The sequence below is a fragment of the Cupriavidus sp. IDO genome (genome assembly GCF_000812465.1).
Taxonomy (GTDB): Bacteria; Pseudomonadota; Gammaproteobacteria; order Burkholderiales; family Burkholderiaceae; genus Cupriavidus.
Window position 1 is genome coordinate 37,392 of record NZ_JWMA01000016.1, and the last position, 24,658, is coordinate 62,049.

The 24,658-nt window shown below is 64.7% G+C and carries 20 protein-coding genes and 2 pseudogenes; 11 read left to right on the top strand and 11 right to left on the bottom strand.

Features of this window, described 5'->3' with window-relative positions; genetic code table 11:
- Positions 1 to 26: 26 nt before the first annotated feature.
- Together RM96_RS05875 and RM96_RS05880 are read right to left on the bottom strand one after the other, a co-directional pair.
- Positions 27 to 1,220 (bottom strand): sulfotransferase family protein, encoded by a 1,194-nt coding sequence (locus RM96_RS05875; protein ID WP_039008726.1) that lies wholly within the window; start codon positions 1,218 to 1,220, stop codon positions 27 to 29.
- A complete protein-coding gene (locus RM96_RS05880) occupies positions 1,217 to 2,323 on the bottom strand; it encodes a DUF1214 domain-containing protein (protein WP_039008728.1) in 1,107 nt (368 codons plus the stop codon). The genes RM96_RS05875 and RM96_RS05880 overlap by 4 nt, the downstream gene beginning before the upstream one ends.
- A gap of 203 nt (positions 2,324 to 2,526) precedes the next feature.
- Here RM96_RS05880 and cysD point away from each other — a divergent pair.
- The 3 genes and pseudogenes from cysD to RM96_RS05895 all read left to right on the top strand — a co-directional run.
- Positions 2,527 to 3,432: pseudogene (gene cysD, locus RM96_RS05885) on the top strand (sulfate adenylyltransferase subunit CysD); the annotation flags it as partial.
- Positions 3,432 to 5,354 carry a sulfate adenylyltransferase subunit CysN gene (cysN, locus tag RM96_RS05890; protein WP_039008732.1) on the top strand — a complete coding sequence of 641 codons (1,923 nt, stop codon included), beginning with the start codon at positions 3,432 to 3,434 and terminating at the stop codon, positions 5,352 to 5,354. The pseudogene cysD and the gene cysN, both read left to right, overlap by 1 nt.
- A 94-nt stretch (positions 5,355 to 5,448) precedes the next feature.
- On the top strand, positions 5,449 to 6,588 hold the full coding sequence (locus RM96_RS05895; protein WP_039008768.1) for a helix-turn-helix transcriptional regulator: 1,140 nt from the start codon (positions 5,449 to 5,451) through the stop codon (positions 6,586 to 6,588).
- Between the two features lie 282 nt (positions 6,589 to 6,870).
- On the opposite strand, the gene RM96_RS05900 is transcribed toward RM96_RS05895, so the two are convergent.
- Positions 6,871 to 7,650: an SDR family oxidoreductase gene (locus RM96_RS05900; RefSeq protein WP_039008734.1), complete on the bottom strand. Its 780-nt coding sequence runs from the start codon at positions 7,648 to 7,650 to the stop codon at positions 6,871 to 6,873.
- Positions 7,650 to 7,976, bottom strand: a complete 327-nt coding sequence (locus tag RM96_RS05905; protein ID WP_039008738.1) for a nuclear transport factor 2 family protein — start codon at positions 7,974 to 7,976, stop codon at positions 7,650 to 7,652. The genes RM96_RS05900 and RM96_RS05905 overlap by 1 nt, the downstream gene beginning before the upstream one ends.
- 90 nt (positions 7,977 to 8,066) lie before the next feature.
- On the opposite strand from RM96_RS05905, the gene RM96_RS05910 reads away from it, so the two are divergent.
- Positions 8,067 to 8,405 (top strand): winged helix-turn-helix transcriptional regulator, encoded by a 339-nt coding sequence (locus RM96_RS05910; protein WP_039008740.1) that lies wholly within the window; start codon positions 8,067 to 8,069, stop codon positions 8,403 to 8,405.
- 175 nt (positions 8,406 to 8,580) lie between these two features.
- On the opposite strand, the gene RM96_RS05915 is transcribed toward RM96_RS05910, so the two are convergent.
- From RM96_RS05915 to RM96_RS05930, 4 genes are all read right to left on the bottom strand, one after another.
- Positions 8,581 to 8,964 carry a hypothetical protein gene (locus RM96_RS05915; RefSeq protein WP_039008742.1) on the bottom strand — a complete coding sequence of 128 codons (384 nt, stop codon included), beginning with the start codon at positions 8,962 to 8,964 and terminating at the stop codon, positions 8,581 to 8,583.
- 159 nt (positions 8,965 to 9,123) lie between these two features.
- Complete coding sequence (locus RM96_RS05920; protein WP_039008743.1) at positions 9,124 to 9,690, bottom strand: Hsp20/alpha crystallin family protein; 567 nt, start codon at positions 9,688 to 9,690, stop codon at positions 9,124 to 9,126.
- A 189-nt stretch (positions 9,691 to 9,879) separates the two neighbouring features.
- Positions 9,880 to 10,287, bottom strand: a complete 408-nt coding sequence (locus RM96_RS05925; protein WP_039008745.1) for an Hsp20/alpha crystallin family protein — start codon at positions 10,285 to 10,287, stop codon at positions 9,880 to 9,882.
- A 15-nt stretch (positions 10,288 to 10,302) separates the two neighbouring features.
- Positions 10,303 to 10,743, bottom strand: coding sequence for an Hsp20/alpha crystallin family protein (locus tag RM96_RS05930; protein ID WP_039008746.1), 441 nt, complete (start codon positions 10,741 to 10,743; stop codon positions 10,303 to 10,305).
- 392 nt (positions 10,744 to 11,135) lie between these two features.
- Between RM96_RS05930 and RM96_RS05935 the strand changes: the two genes are divergently transcribed.
- Positions 11,136 to 12,809 (top strand): phage integrase family protein, encoded by a 1,674-nt coding sequence (locus tag RM96_RS05935; protein WP_039008748.1) that lies wholly within the window; start codon positions 11,136 to 11,138, stop codon positions 12,807 to 12,809.
- 10 nt (positions 12,810 to 12,819) lie between these two features.
- Here RM96_RS05935 and RM96_RS36790 read toward each other — a convergent pair.
- Positions 12,820 to 13,173, bottom strand: a pseudogene (locus tag RM96_RS36790) (DUF4158 domain-containing protein); the annotation flags it as partial.
- 522 nt (positions 13,174 to 13,695) lie between these two features.
- Positions 13,696 to 15,243, bottom strand: coding sequence for a winged helix-turn-helix domain-containing protein (locus RM96_RS05945; protein WP_039008752.1), 1,548 nt, complete (start codon positions 15,241 to 15,243; stop codon positions 13,696 to 13,698).
- A 235-nt stretch (positions 15,244 to 15,478) separates the two neighbouring features.
- On the opposite strand from RM96_RS05945, the gene RM96_RS40670 reads away from it, so the two are divergent.
- The gene (locus tag RM96_RS40670; protein ID WP_082016434.1) at positions 15,479 to 17,293 is read left to right on the top strand and encodes a LysR substrate-binding domain-containing protein; all 1,815 of its coding nucleotides are present in this window, start codon (positions 15,479 to 15,481) and stop codon (positions 17,291 to 17,293) included.
- A 124-nt stretch (positions 17,294 to 17,417) separates the two neighbouring features.
- On the opposite strand, the gene RM96_RS05960 is transcribed toward RM96_RS40670, so the two are convergent.
- A complete protein-coding gene (locus tag RM96_RS05960) occupies positions 17,418 to 18,281 on the bottom strand; it encodes an isochorismatase family cysteine hydrolase (protein ID WP_039008753.1) in 864 nt (287 codons plus the stop codon).
- Positions 18,282 to 18,814: 533 nt separating this feature from the next.
- Between RM96_RS05960 and RM96_RS05965 the strand changes: the two genes are divergently transcribed.
- The 5 genes from RM96_RS05965 (at position 18,815) to RM96_RS05985 (ending at position 24,615) form a co-directional block, all read left to right on the top strand.
- Positions 18,815 to 19,645, top strand: a complete 831-nt coding sequence (locus tag RM96_RS05965) for an alpha/beta fold hydrolase (protein ID WP_039008755.1) — start codon at positions 18,815 to 18,817, stop codon at positions 19,643 to 19,645.
- Between the two features lie 135 nt (positions 19,646 to 19,780).
- On the top strand, positions 19,781 to 21,211 hold the full coding sequence (locus RM96_RS05970) for a catalase (RefSeq protein WP_039008757.1): 1,431 nt from the start codon (positions 19,781 to 19,783) through the stop codon (positions 21,209 to 21,211).
- Between the two features lie 338 nt (positions 21,212 to 21,549).
- Positions 21,550 to 22,797: a tyrosine-type recombinase/integrase gene (locus RM96_RS05975; RefSeq protein WP_052279346.1), complete on the top strand. Its 1,248-nt coding sequence runs from the start codon at positions 21,550 to 21,552 to the stop codon at positions 22,795 to 22,797.
- Positions 22,794 to 23,771, top strand: a complete 978-nt coding sequence (locus RM96_RS05980) for a tyrosine-type recombinase/integrase (protein ID WP_039008775.1) — start codon at positions 22,794 to 22,796, stop codon at positions 23,769 to 23,771. Before RM96_RS05975 ends, RM96_RS05980 begins: the two co-directional genes overlap by 4 nt.
- Positions 23,764 to 24,615 (top strand): tyrosine-type recombinase/integrase, encoded by an 852-nt coding sequence (locus tag RM96_RS05985; protein WP_082016435.1) that lies wholly within the window; start codon positions 23,764 to 23,766, stop codon positions 24,613 to 24,615. The genes RM96_RS05980 and RM96_RS05985 overlap by 8 nt, the downstream gene beginning before the upstream one ends.
- Positions 24,616 to 24,658 lie beyond the last annotated feature (43 nt).

Sequence of the window (24,658 nt, forward strand, 5' to 3'; positions counted from 1 at the left end):
CGATGCGCAGTGCGCTGTGCGGTGTTCTAGTTGCGGTTCAGGATATGCCGCTCACGGTAGCCGGCGAAATCGCGCTCCAGTTGTGCCTGGCTCAGTCCAAACTGCTCCAGCGTATAAGCGTGCGCCGCGCGCTGGTTGCGCGGGTTGCTTTCCATCCATGCCCACATGCCGGCACGGGCGCTCTCGGTCAGCGGCATGCCGGCAAAGCGGTAGACCGCTTGCGCCACGCCAAAGGGATCGCTGACCGTATCCTCGAAGCGCACGTCGAGGAAGCGATCGGCCGGCAGGCTGTCGCGCACCGCCATGGCATGCGCCGTACCGCGCCGCATCTGTTCGCTCCATTGCCGCCCCACCGTGGCCGCATCGGGCGTCTCGGCATACATCTTCCACAGCGTATGCGCCATGCTCGCCATCGACGGAATCGTTTGCGCGGGATCGCGGTGGGTCAACACGACCTGCGCGCTCGGGAAGACCCGGAACAGGATCTCGAGCGTATGCAGGTGCTGCGGCGTCTTCAGCACCCACCGCTGCGCCGGCGCCTCGCCGCGCTGCCGCTTCTGCCACTGCAGGAACTGCAGCATGGTCTTCAGGTAGGCATAGACCTCCGTGCGGTCCTGGCGCGCCACCCAGTCGGTGTAGCCGGGCACATTGGCATAGGAGTCCATTGCGCACAGGAAGGCATGCTCCATCAGCATGAATTCCTCGTCGGCGGCCATCGCGTCGAGCGGATGGATGGCGAGGATGTCCGGGATAAAGCGGATCATCTGTGCGACTTCATCGCGCGCCAGCGCGATGCGCCGGGCGGGGTCGCGCACGTCCTCGCCGGGCAGCGGCGCCGGGTAGCGGGTTTCCCACCACGCCGCCGAGCAGAAGCGCGCGTCCGTGGCCAGCATGCGCTGCAGCAGCGTGGTGCCGGTGCGCGGCAGGCCGACGATCACCAGCGGGTCGTCCACGGGCTCTTCCAGGATCTCGGGATGGCGCCGGCAGTAGTCCTGGATCACCAGCCGGTTCACCAGCTGCGCCTGCAGCTTTCCCTGGAGCAGCTGCATGCCCTGCGGCGACAGGCCGGCCTCGCGTGCGAGCGACTCGGACAATACGTCCAGTGCCTCGCGGTAGTTGCCCGGGCCAAAGTCGGTCAGTCCGCCGGCCTGCTCGCTGGCCCGCGCGAGCAGGTGCTCAACGTCGAGCACCGCGGTGTCATCGGATGCGATGGTGTTCATGTGTTCTCCCTGAGCGACTCGAGCTTGACCACGCGCGTGCGCGGATGCACCGGCTGCGCCGCCCCGACCCAGCGCCAGCACATGGTGCCGTTGCCGTGGCCGGCGGTCTCCAGCCAGTTGGGCAGGCCCGGATCGCGCGCGCTGAGGATGACGGTGACGCCACCGCGGGCATCGAGCCGGGCGCTGTGCTTGTTCACGCAGATGTCGTGGTAGCGGTAGTCGAGCGACTCCATCCAGTAGTTGTTGACCTGGAAGTTCCAGAATTCGCACCCGGGCACCTGGTCGACCTCGATCACCAGCGCTTCGTCGTCCGCCAGCGCCCAGCATGAGTGGTAGTAGAAGATATTGGGATCGCCGCCGGCCGCCTGGCAAACGGCCTGGTCCGCGGGCGGCAGGGCGTTGACATGGCCGCCATAGCCCTGGGCCCAGTCGGCGAAGATGCGCGCGGTGCTCTCGACGAAGTTCGCGGCGCGCTGCAGGCCGACATGCAGGCGTTCCGCGGCAAGCGCGGGCGGCTTGTCGCCGCCGTGGATGCGCTCGATCTGCAGCTCGGCAGGGGTCTCCGCCTTGCGGTCCATAAAGGTCTGCCGCACCACCAGCGCATTGGTGTCCGGCTCCATGCGCAGCCAGTTGCCGTCGTGCCGGCGCGCGCTGAGGATGATCTCGAAGCTGCCGTCCGCCTCCACCTCCAGCTTGTTACTGTCGATAAAGCCGGTCTGGATCATGCGCCCGTCCGTTTCGTAGCCACCCTTCTGCGTGCCGAAGCTCAGGTACGCGACCGTGCCGCGCCGGCCGCGGATGCGGTATGCAGCGTTGCCATCCAGGCGCGCATAGCGATAGAGGTTGTCCGGGTTATCCGCGCCGATCTTGGCGGTTTCGTGCGACGGCGAGAAGAAGCCGGGAAACGCCGGGTCGGCGAATTCCACGTGCATCTCCAGCGCAATGCGCAGCAAGCGGCTCAGGTAGCGGAAGCCCTCGGCACGCGTGAGCGCGTCCGACGGCGCCTCCGGGCGCAGGATCTGCTGCCCGCTGCGCTTGAGTACCTCGCAAAACCCGGCCCAGGTCTGGCCGCTCAGCAACTGTTCTTCGGCGGGGGTCGCCATCTGCCTGCTCCCGTTGTTTGTCTGCGGAGCAACGATACCCAGCGCAGGGCAACCGCCTCCTCGTCCGGTCGGACTAGGAAATGCGTGTCGCGGCCCGTCATTTCTTAGTCCGCCCGGACGAAGTGGCGCAGGGCCCCGGCTCGCTACCTTTTGCCCATGCCAGGCCACCGCGATATCCCTGAACGGGGCCGGCAAACCAAGAGGAGATCCCGATGTTGACCCACCTGGAGCAACTGGAGGCGGAGAGCATCCACATCATGCGGGAGGTGGTGGCGGAATGCGAAAACCCCGTCATGCTCTATTCCATCGGCAAGGACAGCTCCGTGATGCTGCACCTTGCGATGAAGGCCTTCCATCCCGCGCGGCCGCCGTTCCCGCTGCTGCACGTCGATACCACATGGAAATTCCGCGAGATGATCGCGTTCCGCGACCAGACCATCGACCGGCTCGGCCTGGACCTGCGCGTGCATATCAACCCCGAAGGGCTCGAGCGCCGCATCAGCCCGCACGAGCACGGCTCTGCCGTCCACACCGACGTGTGGAAAACCCAGGGCCTGAAGCAGGCGCTGGACCACTATAGCTTTGACGCCGCCTTCGGTGGCGCGCGCCGCGACGAGGAAAAGTCGCGCGCCAAGGAGCGCATGTTCTCGGTACGCACCGCCCAGCACCGCTGGGACCCGAAGATGCAGCGCCCCGAACTCTGGCGCCAGTACAACACCCGCAAGCGCAAGGGCGAAAGCCTGCGCGTGTTCCCGCTGTCCAACTGGACCGAGCTGGACATCTGGCAATACATCTACCTCAACGACATTCCCATCGTTCCGCTCTACTACGCCAGGGAGCGTCCCGTGGTCGAGCGCGATGGCGCGCTGATCATGGTCGACGACGAACGCCTGCCGCTGCGCCCGGGCGAAACGCCACAGATGCGCAAGGTGCGCTTCCGCACGCTGGGGTGCTATCCGCTCACCGGCGCGATCGATAGCGAGGCCGACACGCTCGGCGGCATCATCCAGGAAATGCTGCTGGCCACCACGTCGGAGCGCCAGGGACGGCTGATCGACAGCGACTCGGCCGGTTCGATGGAGAAGAAGAAGCAGGAGGGATACTTCTGATGGAAACGTTGATCGAAACCGCGCCATCCATGGCGCAACCCGCCGGCACGCAGCACGATATCGCGCATTACCTGCGTGCCCAGGAAAGCAAGAGCCTGCTCCGCTTCATCACCTGCGGCAGCGTCGACGACGGCAAGAGCACGCTGATCGGCCGGCTGCTGTATGAGTCGAAGATGCTGTTCGAAGACCAGCTCGCCCAGCTTGAAGCCGACTCGAAGAAGATGGGCACGCAGGGCGATAACCTCGACTTCGCGCTGCTGGTGGACGGCCTGGCCGCCGAGCGCGAACAGGGCATCACCATCGATGTGGCCTACCGCTTCTTCGCCACCGACAAGCGCAAGTTCATCGTGGCCGACACGCCGGGGCATGAACAATACACGCGCAACATGGTCACCGGCGCCTCCACCGCCGACCTCGCCATCCTGCTGGTGGATGCGCGCCGCGGCGTACAGACGCAGACGCGCCGGCACAGCTACCTGGTGGCGACGCTGGGCATCCGGCGCGTGGTGCTGGCCGTCAACAAGCTGGACATGGTGGATTACTCGCGCGAGGTCCATACCCGCATCGAGAACGAGTACCGCGAATTCGCCCGGCAGATCGGCCTGACCGATATCGTCTGCATCCCGATGTCGGCGCTGCGCGGCGACAACATCACCGAGCCCAGCGCCAATACACCGTGGTACCAGGGCCCGACCCTGATGGCCCACCTGGAGAACGTACCGATCGCCAGCACGCCCGCGCAGGCCGAATCGTTCCGGCTGCCGGTGCAGTGGGTCAACCGGCCCAACCTGGACTTTCGCGGCTTTGCCGGCACCGTCAGCGCGGGCGAGATCCGCCGCGGCGACCGCGTGCGCGCTCTGCCTTCCGGCCGGGAGAGCCGGGTGGCCGATATCGTCGGCGCCGCCGGCGCATGCGAGCACGCCATGCGCGGCCAGGCGGTGACGCTGACGCTGGAGGACGAGATCGACGTCAGCCGCGGCGACGTGCTGGCGTGCACGGAAGACCCGCCGGCCGTGGCCGACCAGTTCGAAGCCACGCTGGTATGGATGAACGAAGATGCCATGCTGCCCGGGCGCCCTTACCTGCTCAAGCTCGGCACGCGCACGGTGGGCGTGACCCTGGCGCAGCCCAAGTACAAGGTCAACGTCAACACGCTCGAGCACCTGGCCGCACGCACCTTGGAGCTGAACGAAATCGGCGTCTGCAACCTGCACCTGGACCAGCCGGTAGCATTCGATCCCTACGCGCGCAACCGCGAACTGGGCGGTTTCATCATCATCGACCGCCTCAGCAACAACACGGTCGGCGCCGGCATGCTGCACTTTGCCCTGCGCCGGGCGCAGAACGTGCACTGGCAGGCCATCGACGTGGACCGCCATGCCCACGCCGCGCTCAAGCACCAGTCGCCGCGCATCGTCTGGTTCACCGGGCTCTCGGGCGCGGGCAAGTCCACCATCGCCAACCTGGTGGAAAAGCGCCTGCACGCGCTCGGCCACCACACCTACCTGCTCGACGGCGACAACGTGCGCCACGGCCTGAACAAGGACCTGGGCTTCTCCGAAGCCGACCGCGTCGAGAACATCCGGCGCGTGGCGGAGGTGGCAAGGCTGATGCTGGATGCCGGGCTGATCGTGCTGGTGTCGTTTATCTCGCCCTTCCGCTCGGAACGCGAGATGGCCCGTACGCTGGCCGGCGACGGTGAATTCGTCGAGGTCTTCATCGATACGCCGCTGTCGGTCGCCGAGGAACGCGACCCCAAGGGCCTGTACCGCAAGGCGCGCCGCGGGGAGCTGAAGAACTTCACCGGCATCGATTCGCCATACGAGGCGCCCGAGCGGCCTGAGCTGCGCATCGACACCACGGCCGATACCGCGGAGCAGGCGGCGGAGCGGATCGTGGCGTGGCTGCGCGAAAGCGCCTAAGCCGAACGGACGATGAGGCTGTCGCCTCGACCGGTACGATGGGAAAGGCGGGTTGCCCGCCTTTCCTGTTGCCCCGACCCGAGGGATCGCCATCATGCCGCCAGACCCCTTACCAGCCGCCGAACTCAGCGCCCTGCTCGCCCAGCTCTACCAGGGCCCGACCGAACCCGTGCCGTGGGCGGCTTTCCTGGAGAGCGCACGCCAGCGCCTGGATGCCGTGTTCGCCACCCTGGTGCTGCGCCATCCGGCTACCGACCGGCCGGGGCTGATCGTCAATGCCTCCGACTTCGGCCCGCACCTGCCCGGCGAGCCGTCCTACAGCGAGCAGTACTACGCGCTGTGCCCCTTCCTGGACCTGCACCCGGATCGCCTCTTCAGCGCCGACGAACTGTTCGGCGAAGCCGGCTGGCTGGCGCACCCGTTCTATACGCAGTACCTGGCGCCGCTTGGCCTGCGCTATATCCTGGCGGCCAACCTGGTCACGCCGGACGGGGTGGAGTGCGCGCTGTTCATCAGCCGCGGCCACGCGGGACAGGACTTCGGCGAGGCCGAGAAGGCGCTGCTGCATGGCCTGCTGCCGCACCTGAAGCGCGCGGTGGACCTGCATGCCGCGCTCGACGTGCTGGCGTCTGAGCGCTCCCTGTACGCAGAGGCAGTCGACCGCCTCCTGGTCGGCACCATCATCCTGGACGAACACGGCAAGACCATCCGCGCCAATGACGTGGCCGGCCGCCTGCTGCAGGCGCGTGACGGCCTCTACTTGTCGGACGGCGCCCTGCACGCGCACTGCCCGGTGGAAAACCGCCGGTTCCGCAAGATCCTGGAAGGCGCGGCCCAGGCGCACGCACTGGCCGCGTCGCGCAGCGAAGTCACCACGCTGAGCCGGCCCGCCGCGCCCACCCCGTTGAGCGTGCTGGTGCGGCCGATCCCGCTCAGCTATCGCACCGAAGACAAGGCGCGCCGGCCCGCGGTCGCCGTGTTCATCCGCGACCCGGAAGGCTCGCCGCGCAACACGCACGCCAGCCTGCGCAAGCTGTTCCACCTGACGCCGACCGAGATCGAACTGGCGTTGCTGATGGTCGATGGGCTGACGCTGGATGAGGCAGCGGTGCGGCTGGGGGTCAAGAAGAATACGGCACGGGCGCATCTGCGGGGGATCTTTGCCAAGACCGGGGCCACGCGGCAGGCGGTGCTGGTGAAGATGTTGCTTTGCAGTGTGGTGGGGATGGGGTGAGGCAGAGGTGATGGGGCTTCTGCACCGTCGATTCCGGTCATTGCCGGTCCGGAGGAAGAAGGGATGTCGGCAGGCGGCCAGCTTGAGTCGCTCAAGGAAGATTTACGACTGCCCGCTCCCGGACCGAGAAGAGACGGTCGTCAATGATGCTGTGACCTTCGGCTCGTCGACCGTTGCGGCGGTCGCGAACAGAAGCCCTGTTTCGCAGAAGAGGCTTGGTCGTGGCTGCCTGTCCGTAGGCAGACACGTTCGACACCAGGGCGGCCGGGCAAGCGGCTCAGATCACGCAGTCGGAACAGTTCCTCCGTCGATGACGTACTCAGTGCCGGTGATGGCGCTGGCGCGGCCAGAGACGAGGAAACCAATGAGTTCTGCCACTTCCCGGGGTGAGCAGGGCCGGCCAAGAGGAATGCCGCCGAGCGAATCCATGATGATCTTGCGGGCGCCTTCCGTGTCGATGCCGCTTTGTCGGGCGACCTCGGCAACGAGACCCGCGGCGGCATCCGTCTCGACCCAGCCCGGGGAGACACGCACGACGCGAACGCCCTTGGGACTGACCTCCTTGGACAAGGCTTTGCTGTAGTTTGACAGGGCAGCCTTGGCGGCGGCATAGGCAATCGTCGCCTCCGGCAACGGTAATTGCCGCTGGATCGACGTGACGTGGATAATGACGCCCGAACGCTGCTCGACCATCGAGGGCAACAGCGCGCGATCGATGCGCACTGCCGGGAATAGGTTCAGGCTCAATGCCTTGTTCCATTCATCGTCATCTAGCACGCTGAAGCCACCGGCCGGTGCAGATGAGCCGCCCACGACGTGCACGACTATATCGACGCCACCGAACCGCTCGAGCACGGCGTCGACAATAGCTTTACAGCCCTCGGCCGTCGTGATGTCCGCCCCGATGAACCGTTCTTCGGCAAGTTCATCGGGACGGGAACGCGCCGTCGTCAGAACGTTCGCACCTGCCTCGCGAAGGCGTGCGACGACGGCTTTGCCGACGCCTTTGGTTCCGCCTGTAACGAGCGCCCGAAGCCCCAGAAGTTCGGGTGCGGAGCTCATTAGCGAATCTCCAGCGACGCAATCCTGCCGCCGGCCAGGACGAACGTGTAGGTCAGCTCGACTGGGCTACCGGGGAACGTGCCCGTGAGTCGTGCGTGCATCGTCACAGTGGCGCCGTCCTGGGATACGTCCAACGGCTCAATGCTGTACTGGTACCTGGTTTTGCTGTCTTTCTTCCAGGCCTGGATTGCTTCCAGCCCCTTGATCGTGCGGCCTTCGTCCCGCACGACGGCATCGGCGGTAAAGCAGTTCGAGAGAGGGGCGGTGTCGGTGACGGTTTCCGCGAGCAGATAGGCATCCAGTGGCGGAGGCAGCATCAAGTTCATTGGGGTTCACCTCAACGTGAAGGTTTGCATGCCCCAATCATGGCGCTACAGTTACCGTATCGCAAGAACGCACAAAAAAGTAAGTAACCTTTGGCTAACCGAAAAAACTACACCCCTGCGACTGCCGCAATCGATGTCGAAGCCGCATTCAAGCTGCTGGAAGGCCGCTGGAAGCTGGTGATCCTGTTTCACCTCTTCGGTGGTCAGGTACAGCGCTTTTCGGACCTCGAGAGACTGATCCCCGGCATCACACAGAAGATGCTTGCCCAGCAGCTACGCTGCCTCGAAGCGGACGGCATCGTGACGCGTACGGTCTACCATCAGGTGCCGCCGAAGGTGGACTACCGCCTGACTGATTGGGGCCAGGCGTTGTGCCCGGCACTGGATGCGATCCTGACATGGGCGGAGCGCCGTGAAGACTTTCCGTAGACTGCGCCGAGCTTGTGCGGCTAGCAGCCTGTCATCCAGAACTCGCGATCGTGTAAGGGACGGATGTTCATTGCGATGCTCCTCATCGGATCGCCGCTGCCACGTGCGAGCTTAACCTCGTAGAGGTCAAGCTTGCATCGTTAGCGGCATGGCCCAAAGGCCTCGTCATGGCGCGTCACTGGATGGGCGGCACGATACCAAGCTTTTCTGCCAGCATCCGCTCATACACGCCAAAATGCGTATCCACTTCCGCCTGGCTGACCACCACGACCTCCATGTTGAGTTGGTCGGCCGACAGCCCGAACATCGTGGCCAGCGCGAACTCAAGATGGGGTGCCACTTCCCTGTCTTTCGCGAAAGTCGTGCCAACGGTGATCGTGTAGGATTTCTCGCCTTGCCCGATAACCTCGACCAACCGGGCTCCTGCACTCAAGTTGTTCTCGATGGCAATCTTGGCCAGTTCCGCCACGCTGCGCGTTCTCTCGGTAGGGAATCCGCGTGCGCACCTGAGCCGCACCCGATGCTTGCCTAACGTGAGCCAATCAGAATCAAAGTCCATCGATGTCTCCATCCGCAACGCAAATCGCCGAAGGCCGAATGCCGGTCCGGAACCTGCAGGTTCACCGCGCTTACCTTCATTCGTCGTTTTGCTCATAATTGCCCGCTCAGCCATGACCAAACCAGCCGGGACCCGCCGTCCATGTGATTGCCGACCGGCTCACTTGACTTCGATCTTCCGGACTGAAGATGGCGGCGAGCCGGACTTGGGTAGGCGCAAGGTCAGCAGGCCGCGTTCGAATCGGGCCTCGATGTGGTCCAGATCGAGACCGTCCGGCAGCGGAATGCTGCGCATGAACGCGCCATACGCCCGCTCCAGGCGATAGCAGCCATTTTCCTCGCTCCGAATATCCTGCTTCTTCTCACCGCGCAGCACCAGTGCGCCATCTTCGATGGTCGTCTGCACCTCCTCGCGGTCCATCCCCGGCAACTCGGCGGTGATCCTCAGCGCCGCGCCATCGTCGACCACATCGATCCGCGGCTGGAAGCGCGACGAACTGAAGTCGCCGAACCAGCGATCCAAGCCGCCGAAGCTCGCAAGCGGTTCGTGCAGGAACTCGCCCATCGCTCGCCAGGGGTCGCTGGAAAAGAACCGCGACACATCCGGCCAGTCTGGCGCCCAGTGCCGGGGTGCCGGAGCGTGGGAAGCCTCTGTCCCCGATGGCTTGTCGGCGGACGTTTTGCGCAAGAACTTGAAGGGGTTCCACTTGCCCAGTTCCGTTTTCATGTTGTCCTCCTATCGACGCCTCTGCGTTTCGATGCCCCCGCCATGCCATGTCGGGACGCTTCCGGCAATCCGGCGCGGCGGGGTGTGACATTGGACTTGCCAATGCTGTTCGCCCGTCCCGGCCGCATGGCGGGGGCGTCCGTATGGACGCCACCGTTGTCGGCCCCGTAGACGCCCTGCTTGGAGACGTCACGCCACGGTGACGTCAATCCGGCGCGGACGGGCTTCGTCGCGACGCGGAATCGTCAGCTTCAACACCCCGTCCTGCAGGTTCGCCTCGATCTTCGACGCATCAAGGTCGGGACTGAGCGAAAACGCGCGCGCAAAGTGCGGCTGACGAATCTCCGCGTGCTGCACACGCAGGCCGGCCGGCGTCGGCACGACCGCCTCTGCCTCGATATGGAGGTTGCCGTCGTGGACATTCACCTCGAGCTTGTCCTTGGTCACACCTGGCAGATCGGCCCAGAGGGTGACGCCGCTGCTGTTCTCGACAATGTCGACCGCAGGGAGCAGTGTCATGGTAGGCGTCGACCGGTCTTCCTCGCGTTGTGCCACCGCGTTCGGGTCGCGCTTGGCGACTTGGGTGCTATCGGTCATGGCATTCTCCTGGCATTACTGGATCGTGATCGCCCGCGGCTTTGAGGACTCACGCTTGCCAACAGTGATGGACAAGCAGCCGTTGGCATACCGCGCCTGCACCTTGTCGGGGTCAGCGCTTTGCGGCAGTTCGACCACTCGCCGGAATGTGCCGACAAACCGCTCTTGCGCGTATAGCCGTGCCTCCGGATCATCCTCGGGATACGCCGCTTCGCGCTCACCGCTGATGGTCAGCAAGCCCTTGTCGATCGACACCTCGAGCTTGTCTTGCTTGATGCCCGGTGCGAACGCAACGATCTCGATGGAGTCGTCCGTGGAGCCGATATTGACGGGCGGAAAGGCCCCGAAGCGTCCGGAGCGAAGGCTGGACGGGAAGCCGCCAAACAAACTCGCCATCTGCCTTTGCATGCGATCGAGTTCGCTGAAGAGGTCGGTTCCCAAGAAAAGGTCACTCATGGTCGTATCCTCCTTGGACGCAGCAAGGAGGCGAAGGGGCCTACGCGCTCCCATCCACCCGCCAAGCTGCTGGCAAACAAACAGAAACACGCAGCGCGCAACGACGCGACTGCCTGAGCGAAACTAAAATAGTATTTGAGCAGGACGATTTCAAGGGCTTGCGTGCTTTCCTTGACGGCTGCCCGTTGATAGTGGTGTGCCACGCGTGAACAGGGGCCAGGATTGACCGCCTTCCCCGATGCATTGGGTCGACGCAGCGGTCGCAAAGGAGAGCCATACCGATAATCTATGTTAGCGATATAGCGCCGTTTCTTGCCAAACTGCTATCCGCGAAATTGAGCCGGGTCCGGGGCGGCGAGCCAACTTTTCATCACTTGCTGTGCGTCCCTCCCATGCGGAACTCCTTGGCCACAGTTGACTTTCCCGACGCCGCCACGCTGGTCGCACTGCGCGCCTGGTACGCCGGCGCGTCGTCGCGGCAGGCGGTCGAGCGGTATTGCCCCGACGCGCTGGGGGCGGGCAGGTCGGCGCGCGGCGTGTTGGGAGCGATTCGCCGTCAGCTTGCCGAATTCGCGCGGCAGCGCCGGCGCGAGGACCTGGCCACGCTGTTCCGCTGCGGCGAAGCGGAGCGAGAGAAGCACAGCACGGCGGTGACGCGTGCGCTGGAATCGTTGCAGTCGCTGCCCATCCCAGAACCGCAGATCAGCGATCCGATCGCCTGGTGGCTGCCCGCTCGCGCGGCCGCCGCGCTGCATGCCCACGGGATCGGCACGCTGGCCGACCTGACGGTGCGGGTGCCGCGCCGGCGGCGCTGGTGGGCCGCCATTGCCGGACTGGGCACCGGCAGCGCGCGCCGGGTCGAGGCCTTCTTTGCCGCGCACCCCGGGCTCACCGAACGGGCGCGCGCCCTGGTCGCGGCGCCGCCGCCGGGCCGGATCGTCCCGTGGGAGCAGATCCGCTTGCCAAATGAATTCGACGGAGCACGCGGAAGCTTCCGGGCGCCGCGCCAGATGTGCACGCTCGATGCCGGCACCGATTACGAGGCCATCGGCGCCTGGCTGGCCTTGCACGAATCGGCCGAAACCACGCGCGCGTACCGCCGGGAAGCCGAGCGCCTGCTCTTGTGGGCTATCGTCGAGCGCGGCAAGGCGCTGTCCTCGCTGGCAACCGAGGACGCCACCGCCTACCGCGCGTTCCTGCGCCGGCCCACGCCGCACCAGCGCTGGGTCGCGCCGGCACGGCCGCGCGCATCGTCGGAATGGCGCCCCTTCACCGGCGGCTTGTCTCCGCGCTCGATCGCCTACGCGCTGTCGGTGCTGGGCGCGATGTTCCGCTGGCTGATCCAGCAGCGCTACGTGCTGGCGAACCCGTTCGCCGGGGTGAAGGTGCGCGGCGCCCAGCGGGCGGCCGGGCTGGATGCCTCCCGGGCGTTCACCGCGGGCGAGTGGGAGCTGATCCGTACAATTGCCGACGGACTCGAGTGGTCCTACGGGTGGACGGCGCCGGCCGCGCAGCGCCTGCGTTTCCTGCTCGATTTCGGCTACGCGACGGGCTTGCGCGCCGGCGAACTGGTGGGGGCGACGCTCGGCGGCATCGAGATGGGTCCGCGCGGCGAACGCTGGCTGCACCTAGTCGGCAAGGGCGCCAAGCCCGGCAAGGTCGCGCTGCCGCCGCTGGCCCGTCACGCGCTCGATCAGTACCTGGCGCAGCGCGGCCTGCCAGTGACGCCCGCGCACTGGAAGCCGGACACGCCTCTGCTGGCCAATCTGGAGGGCGCGGCACCGATCACGACGCCGCGCCTGCGCGACGTGCTGCGCCGCTTTTTCTGGTTGGCGGCCGACGCCACCGAGACCGATCATCCGCCCCTGGCCGACAAGCTGCGCCGCGCGACGCCGCACTGGATGCGGCATACCCATGCGACCCAAGCCCTGGCGCAGGGTGCGACGCTGACGACGGTTCGCGACAACCTGCGACACGCCTCCATCACGACTACCTCACGCTATCTGCACGACGACGAGGTGCAGCGGAGTCGGCAGCTCGAGCAGGCCTTCGGGCGCCGGCGCTAGGATGCCGCCGAGAGAAATCGCCAAGACCATCGAGTAAGGTCAGGTGTTCTATGAGTAGGTTGAGATGCTTGCGTGATGGACGGCGTGCGTGGCGCTTGATGTTGTTGTAGGCGGTCAGGCGGTTGGTGAATTCCCGGGTGAGAAGCCGGTCCAGCCGCTGCCGTTCCTCATCCGACAAGCGCCTTGCGACGCGTCGGAACAGCGCGGTCTGCGTGCGGGTGTGGATCTGCTCAGCAATGTTGTCCAGGGTGGAGAACGCTGGCAACTCGACTTGGTGCAGGATCAGCGCATCGATGGTGGCGTTGATGATGTCCACCGGCTGGTCCATCGTTTCCGCGGCTTCGCGCGCAACACGGATCGTGACCTTGTAGGAAACCGGAATTAGCCGGACTACGCGCGCTTTTGCTGGACTAGAAATTCGGAGTTGCCTGGACGCCGCGCAGCCGATCCAGATGCGCGGCGGAAGGGATGGCCGGAACCGGCCAGTTTGAGTGAGCTGGCTCCAGACTCATGATGACCGAAGCTGGCCTGACTACTGTCGTTCAAGCGAGGATGGGAGTCGAGCCTCGCCAGGTCCACCCATCGCAATGTTCCTATCGGGATCATGGGTGACGAGCATCAGCGCGCAACCGCGCTCTTGCGTGGCCTCGATGGACGGACTCGACCTTGCCCAATTGCGACGCCTTCGCTCAGCTCAATGACTGACGTGAGATTGAGAAGCGACTCATCCATGGGTCTGCATGATCGCAGCACCGGCCGCACCAGGCGGCACGCTGCTCGCCAGGGAAGGCCTTCGCGGTCTCATCCATGCAATCTATGCGGCTGTTCGAGAGCACGCTCCGCTCGGCCCGGTATGCGCCATCGGCGAGGAGCAATCGTGCCGTAGTCACTCGGGCAATCCGGCCAGCCGCAGCCCCTCCGCAAACTGGGTCAGGTCTTCTGGGCGACGGATCGGAAGCCAGTCCTTGAGACTGGAGACGCGGAGTGACGGATCGAGCGTGCGCAGGCGCTGCATCGCCTCCTTCGCTTTGTCCATGCGTCCAGCGAGCGCATGACTCGCCGCCAGAACGCCGACCGGGGCAAGGAAACTCGGTAGATTGCATTTGGCCCTTTCGGCCCAATCCGAAGCGTCGTCGAAGCGCCCTGCGAAGAAATGTGCCAGCGCCATCCCAGCCTGCATCCTGAACATTTCCGGATCCAATGGACTCAAGCGAACGGCACGCGCCAAATACTTAATCGCAGCGTCTGTTTCACCGCGACAAGCGTGCAGGCACCCACACAGGGACCATGCAGGGGCGTGGTTCGGATTAAGCAGCAAAGCTCTATCGAACAGCGCGATACCGCCGTCGAGGTCGCCGGTCAGATGCCCAAGTGCATGAGCTCCTCTCGTGAGCGCCACAGCATCGTCCCGGCCGAGCTCCACCGCCAGTCGCGCCAGGCGAGTGCCCTCGGCAATCTCCCGGGGCTGATCGGTCATCCAGCCATTCATCTTGCGCCAGATATAACACCAGGCCGCCATGCCATAGGCCGATGCGAAATCCGGATCGAGCTCGGTGGCCTTGTAGAACAAGGGCAGCGCCGCCTCGATTGATTCGCGCGCTCCGCTGTGCACCTGCGCGGTGCCGCGAAGGTAATAGTCGTAGGCGCACAGGTTCTCCGTCGGCTTGCGCTTGGCACGCTCGATTTCCGCCCGCTCGAGCTGCGGCGCGATGGCGCCGACCACGCTTTCCGCAACCTGGTCCTGCAGTTCGAAGATGTCGTCCAGCGTGCCTTCGAAGCGCTCCGCCCAGAGATGTGTCCCGGTCCTGGCATCGATGAGCTGCCCTGTGATGCGCACCTTGTTGCCGGTCTTGCGCATGCTGCCTTCCAGCACGTAGCGCACGCCAAGCTCGCGGCCGACGTCCTTCACCTCGACTGCGCGGCCCTTGTAGGTGAAGCTTGAGTCGCTCGCGATGACGAACAGCCAGCGTATGCGCGACAACGCAGCGATGATGTCCTCCACCACGCCGTCGGCGAAATACTCCTGCTCGGGATCGCCGCTCAAGTTCTGGAAGGGCAATACGGTAATGGAGGGTTTATCCGGAAGGAGGAGCCCCGACGGCGGCTCCCTCGATTCTCTGGAGATGTGTTCGCCGATCTCGCCGACGAAGCGGAAACCCTTGCGGGCGACAGTCCTGACCAAGCGCTGTTCCCCGCCGGTGTCGCCAATGGCCTTGCGAACCGCATTGATGTGACTGGTGATCGTCGATTCCGAGACGATTCGGCCGCACCATACCGCCTGCAGCAGGTCGTCCTTGCTGACGACACGGTCGCGGTTCCTGACGAGATGCAGCAGCAGATCGAAGACCTGCGGCCCGACAGGTACGACTTTCGCGCGATGCGAAAGCTCCCGGCGTTCCGGGTCGATCACGTAGTCTCCAAACACGAACTGCACTTGACATCCCCTGGCCGATTCGGCTCCCAGGTGGGGGCAACTGGCGAATTCCGTCCATGGATGATACTGCAACCCGTGGTGAGAGCATCTCATCCCGATCGGGCAACGCTTGGACGAAGAATCAAGCTCTCCTGCAGAGAAATTCAAGGTAAAGGCAAGGACCTCCCCGGAGCGCGCGGGCAATCTCCACGCACATCGACTGCAATGGTTTGCGGTCGAGAAACGGAGAGAAAACATGAAGATTGTCGTCATCGGGTGCACCGGCCTCATCGGAGCGAGGCTTGTGGAGGACCTTCGCAAGCGCGGCCATGACGTGCTCGCACCCGCTCCTGACACCGGCGTCAACACCATCGCCCGCGAGGGTTTGGCCAAAGCGCTCGACGGCGCCGAGGTCGTCGTCGATGTGGCGAATGCGCCAGTATGGGAAGACGAGGCGGCCCTCGAGTTTCTCGAGAGATCGGGCCGCAACCTGCTGGCTGCGGGCGCTGCCGCCGGCGTACGCCACCATGTAGCCCTGTCGATCGTTGGTAGCGAACGGCTTCCCGACTGCGGCTATTTCCGGGCGAAGGTCGCGCAGGAGAGCCTCATCAAGGCGTCCGGCATTCCCTACACCATCGTGCGTGCGACGCAGTTCTACGAGTTTGTCGGCGACATTGCCCAGTCGGCTGCCCCGTTGGCCACCTTAGGCAAGGAGATTCGCTTGTCGCCGGCGCTGATCCAGCCGATCGCGTCAGCGGACGTGGCAGCGGCGCTCGCCGAGGTTGCAGTCGCGCCGCCGGTCAACGGCACGGTCGAAGTCGCCGGTCCGGAGGCGATGCCGATGGACGAACTGGTCAGGCGCTTCCTGCGGGCGACGCAGGATACGCGCAAGGTCGTGCCGGACGTCCACGCGCGCTACTTTGGTGGCCTCCTCTCCGATCGGACGCTCACACCCGGGGAGAACCCCCGCATCGGCGCGATCCGGTTCGAGGACTGGCTCGGTCGCTACCAGGCTCAGTCCTGCTTCGCCGTGCAGTCCCCTCTTTTGGCGACTGCCGGTGCGGACAACTCGGAGGCGCTTGCATCGAGTTTCGCGACGAGCTATCCCGGAGTCGTCGCCTTCATCACCGTCGTGGCCGAAGGCGGCTTTTCCAAGGCCGCTGACCGGCTCGGGATCACTCGTTCCGCGGTCAGCCGCTGCATCCAGAAGCTGGAGGCGCAGGTCGGCTTGCGTCTGTTGAGTCGGACGACGCGCAGCATTTCGCTCACGCGCGAAGGCGAGATCCTCCATGCCCGCTGCCAGCCCAGCGTCGCTCTCATCACAGAGGCGATGGACGACCTGCGTGATCTGCGCGACGGTCCGCCCCGAGGACGCCTGCGGGTCTCCGCTCCCGTGGGCTTCGGCCGCAAGGTGGTTGCGCCGCTGCTGTGGGGCTTCCAGGAGAAGTACCCCGACATCGAGATCGAGCTGCACCTGGGCTGCGTCGCGAGCGACTTCACGTCGGACCGCATCGACGTCTCGTTTCTCAACGGACGCCTGGCCGACTCCCGGATCGTCGCGAAACGGATCGTCCCGATGCAGACTTTGGTGTGCGCCTCGCCCGAGTATGCGGTAAGGCGCGGTATGCCCGAGTCGCCGGACGCGTTGATGCAGCACGACTGCATCAACGTCCGTCTGCCGTCGGGCCGCGTCTACGAATGGGAGTTCAAGGTGGAGGGGGGATCGCGCAAGCTGACTCCGCCATCGCGCATCATGTTCAACGATGACGGACTAGTGCTTGAGGCCGTCCTCCAGGGAAAAGGCATCGCTCAGTTGGGCGGGTACCTGATCTGCGATCTGCTGCGCGAGGGGAAACTGGTTCACTCCATGCCACAGTACGCACCCGATGACCAGGGCCACTACATCTGCTACCTGAGCCGTCAGCATCTGCCGTCGCGTATCCGCGTGTTCGTCGACCACATGACGGCAGCGATCCGGGCGCTGGACCTTCAATGCGCGGGTGCTTTCTCACCAACGCCTGATGATCGACAGGTCGCCTTGGCGCCATTGGTGCCCCTGCGGGGTCAATAGACTTGGCAAGACGAACGAGAGTCGACCCCACTCTTCGCTGGACTGGGCCGCCCCCACCGAATTCGCCCGCCGATGCGGCCTGCATGGCACATCGGTGATCCCAGGAGGGCGAGGCAATCACAGGTCACCGCGCAGCGGGCTTCGCGAGCCGGGCGACGACCTCGTCGGTCGTCCACAGCGCGTTGGCGATGTAGCGGAAGTTGATCAGCGCGCTGAGATTGCCGTCGCCCTCAGGCAGCTTGGGGGCCGCGACCGCATCACGCACGATGGCCACCTCGAAGCCTTGCTCCGCAAACTCGCGCAAGTGGGACTCCACGCACAGGTTGGCCAGCATCCCGGCGAGGACGATCTTGGTGACGCCCTGCTTGCGAAGCTGGAACGTGAGATCGTTGGTCTGCGGGCTGTAGAGCTTGTGGGGCGAAGCGACGATGGTCTTGCCGTCCTCGATGTAGGGCTTGAACTCGGGCATGAAGTCCGCGCCCGAACCGCGGAACCCATCCAGGCTCAGTGCGCTCGGCCTGTCGAAGATCTTGATCTTGTGCTGGAAGAGCTCGACGGGGGCCTGGAACTTCCATTGGTGGTCGTGCGGGTAGTAGTAGTGAGGCGAGATCGCGACGACGATGCCCGCCCTCTTCGAGGACTCGAACAGGCGCAGCAGGTTCGGCACGAGCCGTTGCTCGGTGACGGCTTCACCCACAGCGGACCAGGCGGCGCCCTTCGGGCTCATGAAGTCGATCTGGGGATCGATCACGACCAGGGCGGTGCGTTCCAGATCGAGTGTCATCGTGGGAACGGGCATGGCGCGGTCGGTCGGATCGGTGTACTGCGCCGGTTGTACCGGATGTGGATGTGCCGTGGCGGTTGCGATGCTTGCAACGGCCATCGCAAGCGCGGCCGTCAACCGAAGCGTGGCGCGAGCAACGCATCGGTGGTCATGGTTCTTGAAAGCATCCGACGACTGCTGTTGGTAGTTGCTGCGTTGGCTCATGTTGGGGCTCCTGGGACTGGGGTGGACAACGAACACGGCCGCGAGGCTCTCGATCCGATGCATCGATGCTGACGTGGCGCGTTGAAATCTAGAAGCAAATGCCCGCCTGCACTAGGGGCTGAGTGTGGATAAATCTGTTGATCGCGAAGTACCAATCGCGCTCAGCGAGAGTCCGTCAAGAATGAGCCGGCGCATTTGAAGATCCTGTCGCGCGGATGGCTGAGCCCGGTGAACGACCCAGCGGCGCGCGCCGGATGCGTTGCCGCGACATTGGTGAATATCCGGCAACATCGAATTGCCCGTGATGCATATCGCGCGGCGAGGAGACCATGGCTAGACTGATCGCGTCTCCACTCGGATCTATACCAATGAAAGTTGATCCCGCGCCCATACAGCCTAGCTTCGCTGGCGTCACGCGCCGTCAGTTGCTGGTCATCGGGGCAGGCACTGCGGCAGCAGTGGCTTTGCCATTCGCAGCGTCCGCTGCTCCTACTGCGCCGAATGGCGCTGAAACTCCGGAAGGAAATCCACCCATGAGCTATGTCACCACCAAAGACGGGGTCCAGATCTTCTACAAGGATTTGGGTCCCTCCAATGGCACTCCGATCGTCTTCTCGCACGGATGGCCTCTGAGCTCCGACGATTGGGACGCGCAGATGATGTTCTTCCTCTCCAAGGGCTATCGTGTCGTTGCGCATGATCGGCGCGGGCATGGCCGCTCGGCGCAAGTCTGGAGCGGCCACGACATGGATCACTACGCCGACGACCTCGCCGCGGTCGTGAACCATCTCAACCTCAAGGGCGCGATCCACGTCGGCCACTCCACCGGCGGCGGCGAGGTCGTGCGCTATCTGGCTCGCCACGGCGAGAAGCGGGCCGCGAAGGCCTGCCTCATTAACGCCGTGCCGCCGCTGATGGTCAAGACCGCGTCGAATCCCGGCGGCCTGCCGAAGGACGTGTTCGACGGCCTGCAACTGCAGACGGCCACGAACCGGGCGCAGTTCTACCGCGATATTCCCGCCGGGCCGTTCTACGGCTTCAACCGGCCGGGCGTGAAGCCGCAGGAAGGCATCATCCAGAACTGGTGGCGCCAGGGGATGATGGGCAGCGCCAAGGCGCACTACGACAGCGTCGTCGCGTTCTCCCAGACCGACTTCACCGACGACCTGAAGAAGATCGGACTGCCGGTGCTGGTGATGCACGGCGACGACGACCAGATCGTCCCCTACGCCGATTCCGCGCCGCTGTCGGCCAAGCTGCTGAAGAACGGCACGTTGAAGACCTACAAGGGCTTCCCGCACGGCATGCCAACAACGCACGCGGACCTCATCAACGCGGACCTGCTGGCTTTTATCAAGGCCTGATTGCGTCGAATCAGTCGGCACCGTCGATGGCCGGTCCACCCTTTAGGTGGAGGCCATCGACGCGACTCCCGCTCTGGACGTCCAGTCCTCCTTCCTGAAGCCGCTCCGCTGAACCCCTCTTTTTGCCCCATTGCCATGACCAAACTCACTCATGCCAACGGCGCCCCCGTTGTCGACAACTTCAACATCGAGACCGCCGGTGCGCGCGGCCCCGCGCTGCTCCAGGACATCTGGCTGCTCGAGAAGCTCGCCCACTTCGACCGCGAGGTGATCCCCGAGCGGCGCATGCACGCCAAGGGCTCCGGCGCTTTCGGCCACTTCACGGTGACGCACGACATCACGGCGTACTCGAAGGCCAGGCTCTTTTCCGGCATCGGCAAGAAGACGGACGTCTTCGTGCGCTTCTCCACGGTGGCCGGCGAGCGCGGAGCAGCGGATGCCGAGCGAGACATCCGCGGCTTCGCGGTGAAGTTCTATACCGAGGAAGGCAATTGGGACCTGGTGGGCAACAACACGCCCGTGTTCTTCCTGCGCGACCCGCTGCGATTTCCCGACCTGAACCACGCAGTCAAGCGCGACCCGCGCAGCAACCTGCGCAGCGCCCAAAACAACTGGGACTTCTGGACGTTGCTACCCGAGGCGCTGCACCAGGTGACCATCGTGATGAGCGATCGCGGCCTGCCCGATGGCTATCGCTACATGCACGGTTTCGGCAGCCACACGTTCAGCCTAATCAACGAGGACAACGAGCTGCACTGGGTGAAGTTTCACCTGCGCAGCCGGCAAGGCATCCGTAACCTCACCGACGCACAGGCCGCCGCGATCGTCGCCAACGACCGCGAGAGCGCGCAGCGCGACCTGCTCGAGGCGATCGATGGCGGCGACTTCCCGCGCTGGACGTTGTGCATCCAGGTGATGACGGAGCAGCAGGCGCAGGTCTGCCCTTTCAATCCCTTCGACCTCACCAAAGTCTGGCCGCACGGCGACTACCCGCTCATCGAGGTCGGTGTACTGGAGCTCAACCGCAACCCTGACAACTACTTCGCCGATGTGGAGCAGGCGGCGTTCTCGCCCGCCAACATCGTGCCGGGCATTGGCTTCTCGCCGGACAAGATGCTGCAGGGGCGGCTCTTCAGCTACGGCGATGCGGTCCGCTACCGGCTGGGTGTGAACGCGCATCAGATCCCGGTGAACGCCCCGCGCTGCCCGGTGCACAGCTATCACCGCGACGGCGCGATGCGCGTGGACGGCAACCAGGGCGGGCTGCCCGGCATCGTGCCCAACAGCCGCGGCGAGTGGGCCGACAGCCCGCGGCTGGCGGAGCCGCCGCTGGCGCTCTCGGGCGCAGCCGCGCACTGGGACCATCGCGCGGACGAGGACTACTACTCGCAGCCAGGGGCGCTGTTCCGACTGATGTCGCCCGACCAGAAGCTGCAGCTCTTCGACAACACGGCGCGCTCGCTCGGCGGCGCGAGCGAGGACGTGCAGCAGCGGCATATCCGCAATTGCACGATGGCCGATCCCGCCTATGGCGCAGGGGTTGCCGAGGCGCTGAAAAACCGCTGACTAGTCAGGCACCGGGCGTGTTGGTGCAGCAAGTTGCCCAACGCGCCCGTGAAAGGCGGGGCAGAGTGTGTACGCTTATGCGCATCGGGAGGAAGGCTTGGACGACCGCTGTAGCCTGGAAGCCGCCATCTGCCCATCCGATCAGCGGAAGGCAGAGATGGGTCGCTATGCAGAGGTTTACATAGCGACCCCTATGCTCAGGTCATAACTATGCGCAGATGCTAGGTTACTTACAGCGCTGTCCGAGCATGGTAAGGCTCTGGCAAGGTGAGCGAGCGAGGATCTGGACATAGTTCTAATCTGCGGATGCAGTGGTGGTCCCACTTTGGGAGATCACCATGGACATCGTTCGACGCTCCGACCACACCGACGTGCACCGTTTCGCCGACGGGCCGATCGGACCATACATTGATGCTTTCAAGCAGTACCTGAGCCAACGCCGGTACGCTGCAAACACGGTCGCTACCTACCTGCGCTGCATCACGCACTTCGCCCAATGGGCGGACTCCGGGCGCTATCGGCGGCGCCGAATCGATGAAGGGTTGATTGCAGAGTTCCTCCACGAGCATTTCCAATGCAAGTGCCCTGGCACGTTACACGATCGGCGTGACCATAGAGCGGCTCTGGGACACTTGCTCGTGGTCCTGCGCGCTCAGGGCGTCATTGCGGTGCGAGCGGTCGGCGCAACACCAGTCGACGAGGAACTGCGCTGCTACGGCGAGTATATGGAGCATGTGCGGGGTCTGGCGCCGAAGACACGGAGCATCGCACTGCGCATCATCGGACGGTTGCTGACGGCCCGTTTCGGCGTGGGCGCAGTCGACATCGCCGCGATCAAGCCCGAGCATGTTCGGCGCTTCTTCGCCGACCAAGCGAAGCTCTACAGCAAGCCGGTGAACGCCGGGGTGGTCGTAGCTTCATTGCGCGGCTACTTCCGCTACCGTGCCTCGCTCGGGGATCTCGTCCACGGACTCATTGGCGCGGTGTCCTATCCTGCCAACTGGTCCCTGTCCTCGCTGCCCAAGACGCTAACGGCGGAAGAAGTCCACCGGCTGATCGGATCGCTCGGCCAACGGGGTCGCTCAATGCGGCGTGCCGACGCCATCGTGCGCTGTGCGCTCGACCTCGGGTTGCGCAGCGGCGAGATTGCTCGTCTCGGCCTGGACGACATCGACTGGCAAGCCGGCACGCTCGTCCTGCGCCACACCAAGGGGCGTCGCGAGGACGTGCTACCGCTACCCGCCACTACCGGCGAAGCTATCGCGGCCTACCTCGCGCAGGAGCGTCCCAAGACTTCCAATCGAGCTGTCTTCGTCCGTCATGTCGCGCCCCGCGACCAGCCCGCCGGTGCCGATCTCGTCCGCAAGACGATCCGCCAAGCCTTCGCGCGCGCCGGCCTTCCGTACACGCGCTCGCATCTGCTGCGCCACACGATGGCCAACAGGTTGCTTGCCGGCGGTTCCTCGCTGAAGGAAGTAGCCGACGTCTTGCGTCACCGCTCGCTGAACACGACCCTGATCTACGCCAAGCTCGACAGCCGCAAGTTGGTTGAGGTCGCGTTACCGTGGCCGGGGAGCGCATCATGAGCGCGTCAACTTCCTTACAAGCACGCGTCGAACAGTTTCTGGTCGAGCGCCACCGGCTGGGGTTCTCCACCCGCGATGACGGCTATGCCCTACGCAGCTTCGCGCGCCACGTCCACGCTACCGGCCATCGCGGCGCTTTGACGGTGGAACTCATGGCCGACTGGGCCCGAAGCGACCGCCACAACAGCAGCGACTCGCGGACCTGGGCCCGGCGGCTGAAGAAGCTGCGCACGTTCCTTCGCTGGCTGCAGCAGTTCGAGCCTCGTACCGAGGTGCCCGACGATACGATCTTCGGACGATTGCCAGAGCGGCAGGCGCCACACATCTTCAGCGAGCAGGAGATCGTCGACTTACTCGCTTGTGCGCGCCGACTCGGGCCCGCGTCGGGACTACGAGGCGCCGTCTACGAGACGCTATTCGGACTGATAGCCGCCACGGGGCTACGGATTGGCGAGGCACTGTCGCTGCGCAACGGCGACATTAATCTCAAGAATGGGATGCTGACCATCGGCCGGACCAAGTTTGGCAAGTCGCGCCAGGTTCCCATGCACCCGAGCACCGTCGATGCCTTGCGCCGGTATCGACGGCAGCGCGACTTAGCCGAGGGCTTTCCAGCGGAGGAAGGCCCGTTCTTCGTCGGCACCCGCGGTCGACGACGAGGGCTGCCACTCAGCGATCGTCAGGTGCAGCGCGTCTTTCGCGACCTGCAACAGCAGTTGGGCTGCGTCAACCGCGGAGCGCACGATGCCCCGCGCATCCATGACCTGCGGCACACCTTCGTCGTGCGCCGCATCGTGCAGTGGCAGGCTCATGGCGTAGACATCGATCAGGCCATGCTGTCGCTGTCGACCTACGTCGGGCATATGTTGGTGACCAACACCTACTGGTACCTCTCGGCGGTGCCCGAGTTGATGGCGTTGGCTGCTGGACGTTTCGAGTCGTTCGCGACCAAGAGGGAGGTGCAAGATGCGTAAGACCCTTGCCTTGAAGCCGCCTTCGTTCGCTGCACTGGTCCAGCAATTCTTCACCGAATACCTGGTCGCGCAGCGCTCGGTCAGCCCGCGTACCGTGGCCTGTTACCGGGATGCCTTGCTGCTGTTTTTGGACTTCGCCTGCCGCCAGCTCGGCAAGGCGCCGACCTCGATGCGGCTGGCCGATCTCCAACCCGACCTGATTCTGGCCTTCCTTGATCATCTGGAACAGGATCGGAAGAACTCCGTTCGCAGCCGCAACTTGCGGCTTACCGCGCTGCGCGCGTTCCTGAAGTTCGCCGGCCGCCGTGACGTGGCTTCGTTGCACGATGTCGAACGCGCACTGTCGGTACCGATGAAGCGCTTCGAGCGGCCGATGCTCAACTACCTTACGCGAGCAGAGATGGTGGCCGTCCTCGGCCAGCCGGGAGAGAGCTGGTCCTCGCAGCGCGATTACCTACTGCTGACGATGCTCTACAACACGGGGGCGCGTGTCTCCGAGATCATCGGCGTACGCGTCGTCGATGTGGTCCTCGACGGGGCGGCTTGCGTGCACCTGCATGGCAAAGGGCGCAAGCTGCGATCGATCCCCCTGTGGGACGCCACCGTCGCCGGGATCCGCAGTTGGTTGCGATTGAACCCAACGCTGCTCGGCGAAGCCGCCTTGCTTCCCAACCGTGATGGGAAAGCGATGTCGCGATCCAACGTCGCGCAACGCCTGGATCTTGCTGTGAGCCGCGCAGGCGTGGAGCAACCCGGCCTCCTCAAGAAGCGCGTATCATCACACATCCTGAGGCACTATATGCCCTTCCCGACTATATCGGGTAATGAGGATAAGCGTCTGTGATCGTCCGATGCGCACTTCTCGCGGAGCCATCCCGCCAGTCATT

Bases quoted from the DNA above. Each gene is read 5' to 3' on its own strand.
- RM96_RS05875 (WP_039008726.1), bottom strand. From the start codon at position 1,220: ATGAACACCATCGCATCCGATGACACCGCGGTGCTCGACGTTGAGCAC.
- RM96_RS05880 (WP_039008728.1), bottom strand. From the start codon at position 2,323: ATGGCGACCCCCGCCGAAGAACAGTTGCTGAGCGGCCAGACCTGGGCC.
- cysN (WP_039008732.1), top strand. From the start codon at position 3,432: ATGGAAACGTTGATCGAAACCGCGCCATCCATGGCGCAACCCGCCGGC.
- RM96_RS05895 (WP_039008768.1), top strand. From the start codon at position 5,449: ATGCCGCCAGACCCCTTACCAGCCGCCGAACTCAGCGCCCTGCTCGCC.
- RM96_RS05900 (WP_039008734.1), bottom strand. From the start codon at position 7,650: ATGAGCTCCGCACCCGAACTTCTGGGGCTTCGGGCGCTCGTTACAGGC.
- RM96_RS05905 (WP_039008738.1), bottom strand. From the start codon at position 7,976: ATGAACTTGATGCTGCCTCCGCCACTGGATGCCTATCTGCTCGCGGAA.
- RM96_RS05915 (WP_039008742.1), bottom strand. From the start codon at position 8,964: ATGGACTTTGATTCTGATTGGCTCACGTTAGGCAAGCATCGGGTGCGG.
- RM96_RS05920 (WP_039008743.1), bottom strand. From the start codon at position 9,690: ATGAAAACGGAACTGGGCAAGTGGAACCCCTTCAAGTTCTTGCGCAAA.
- RM96_RS05925 (WP_039008745.1), bottom strand. From the start codon at position 10,287: ATGACCGATAGCACCCAAGTCGCCAAGCGCGACCCGAACGCGGTGGCA.
- RM96_RS05930 (WP_039008746.1), bottom strand. From the start codon at position 10,743: ATGAGTGACCTTTTCTTGGGAACCGACCTCTTCAGCGAACTCGATCGC.
- RM96_RS05935 (WP_039008748.1), top strand. From the start codon at position 11,136: ATGCGGAACTCCTTGGCCACAGTTGACTTTCCCGACGCCGCCACGCTG.
- RM96_RS40670 (WP_082016434.1), top strand. From the start codon at position 15,479: ATGAAGATTGTCGTCATCGGGTGCACCGGCCTCATCGGAGCGAGGCTT.
- RM96_RS05960 (WP_039008753.1), bottom strand. From the start codon at position 18,281: ATGAGCCAACGCAGCAACTACCAACAGCAGTCGTCGGATGCTTTCAAG.
- RM96_RS05965 (WP_039008755.1), top strand. From the start codon at position 18,815: ATGAGCTATGTCACCACCAAAGACGGGGTCCAGATCTTCTACAAGGAT.
- RM96_RS05970 (WP_039008757.1), top strand. From the start codon at position 19,781: ATGACCAAACTCACTCATGCCAACGGCGCCCCCGTTGTCGACAACTTC.
- RM96_RS05975 (WP_052279346.1), top strand. From the start codon at position 21,550: ATGGACATCGTTCGACGCTCCGACCACACCGACGTGCACCGTTTCGCC.
- RM96_RS05980 (WP_039008775.1), top strand. From the start codon at position 22,794: ATGAGCGCGTCAACTTCCTTACAAGCACGCGTCGAACAGTTTCTGGTC.
- RM96_RS05985 (WP_082016435.1), top strand. From the start codon at position 23,764: ATGCGTAAGACCCTTGCCTTGAAGCCGCCTTCGTTCGCTGCACTGGTC.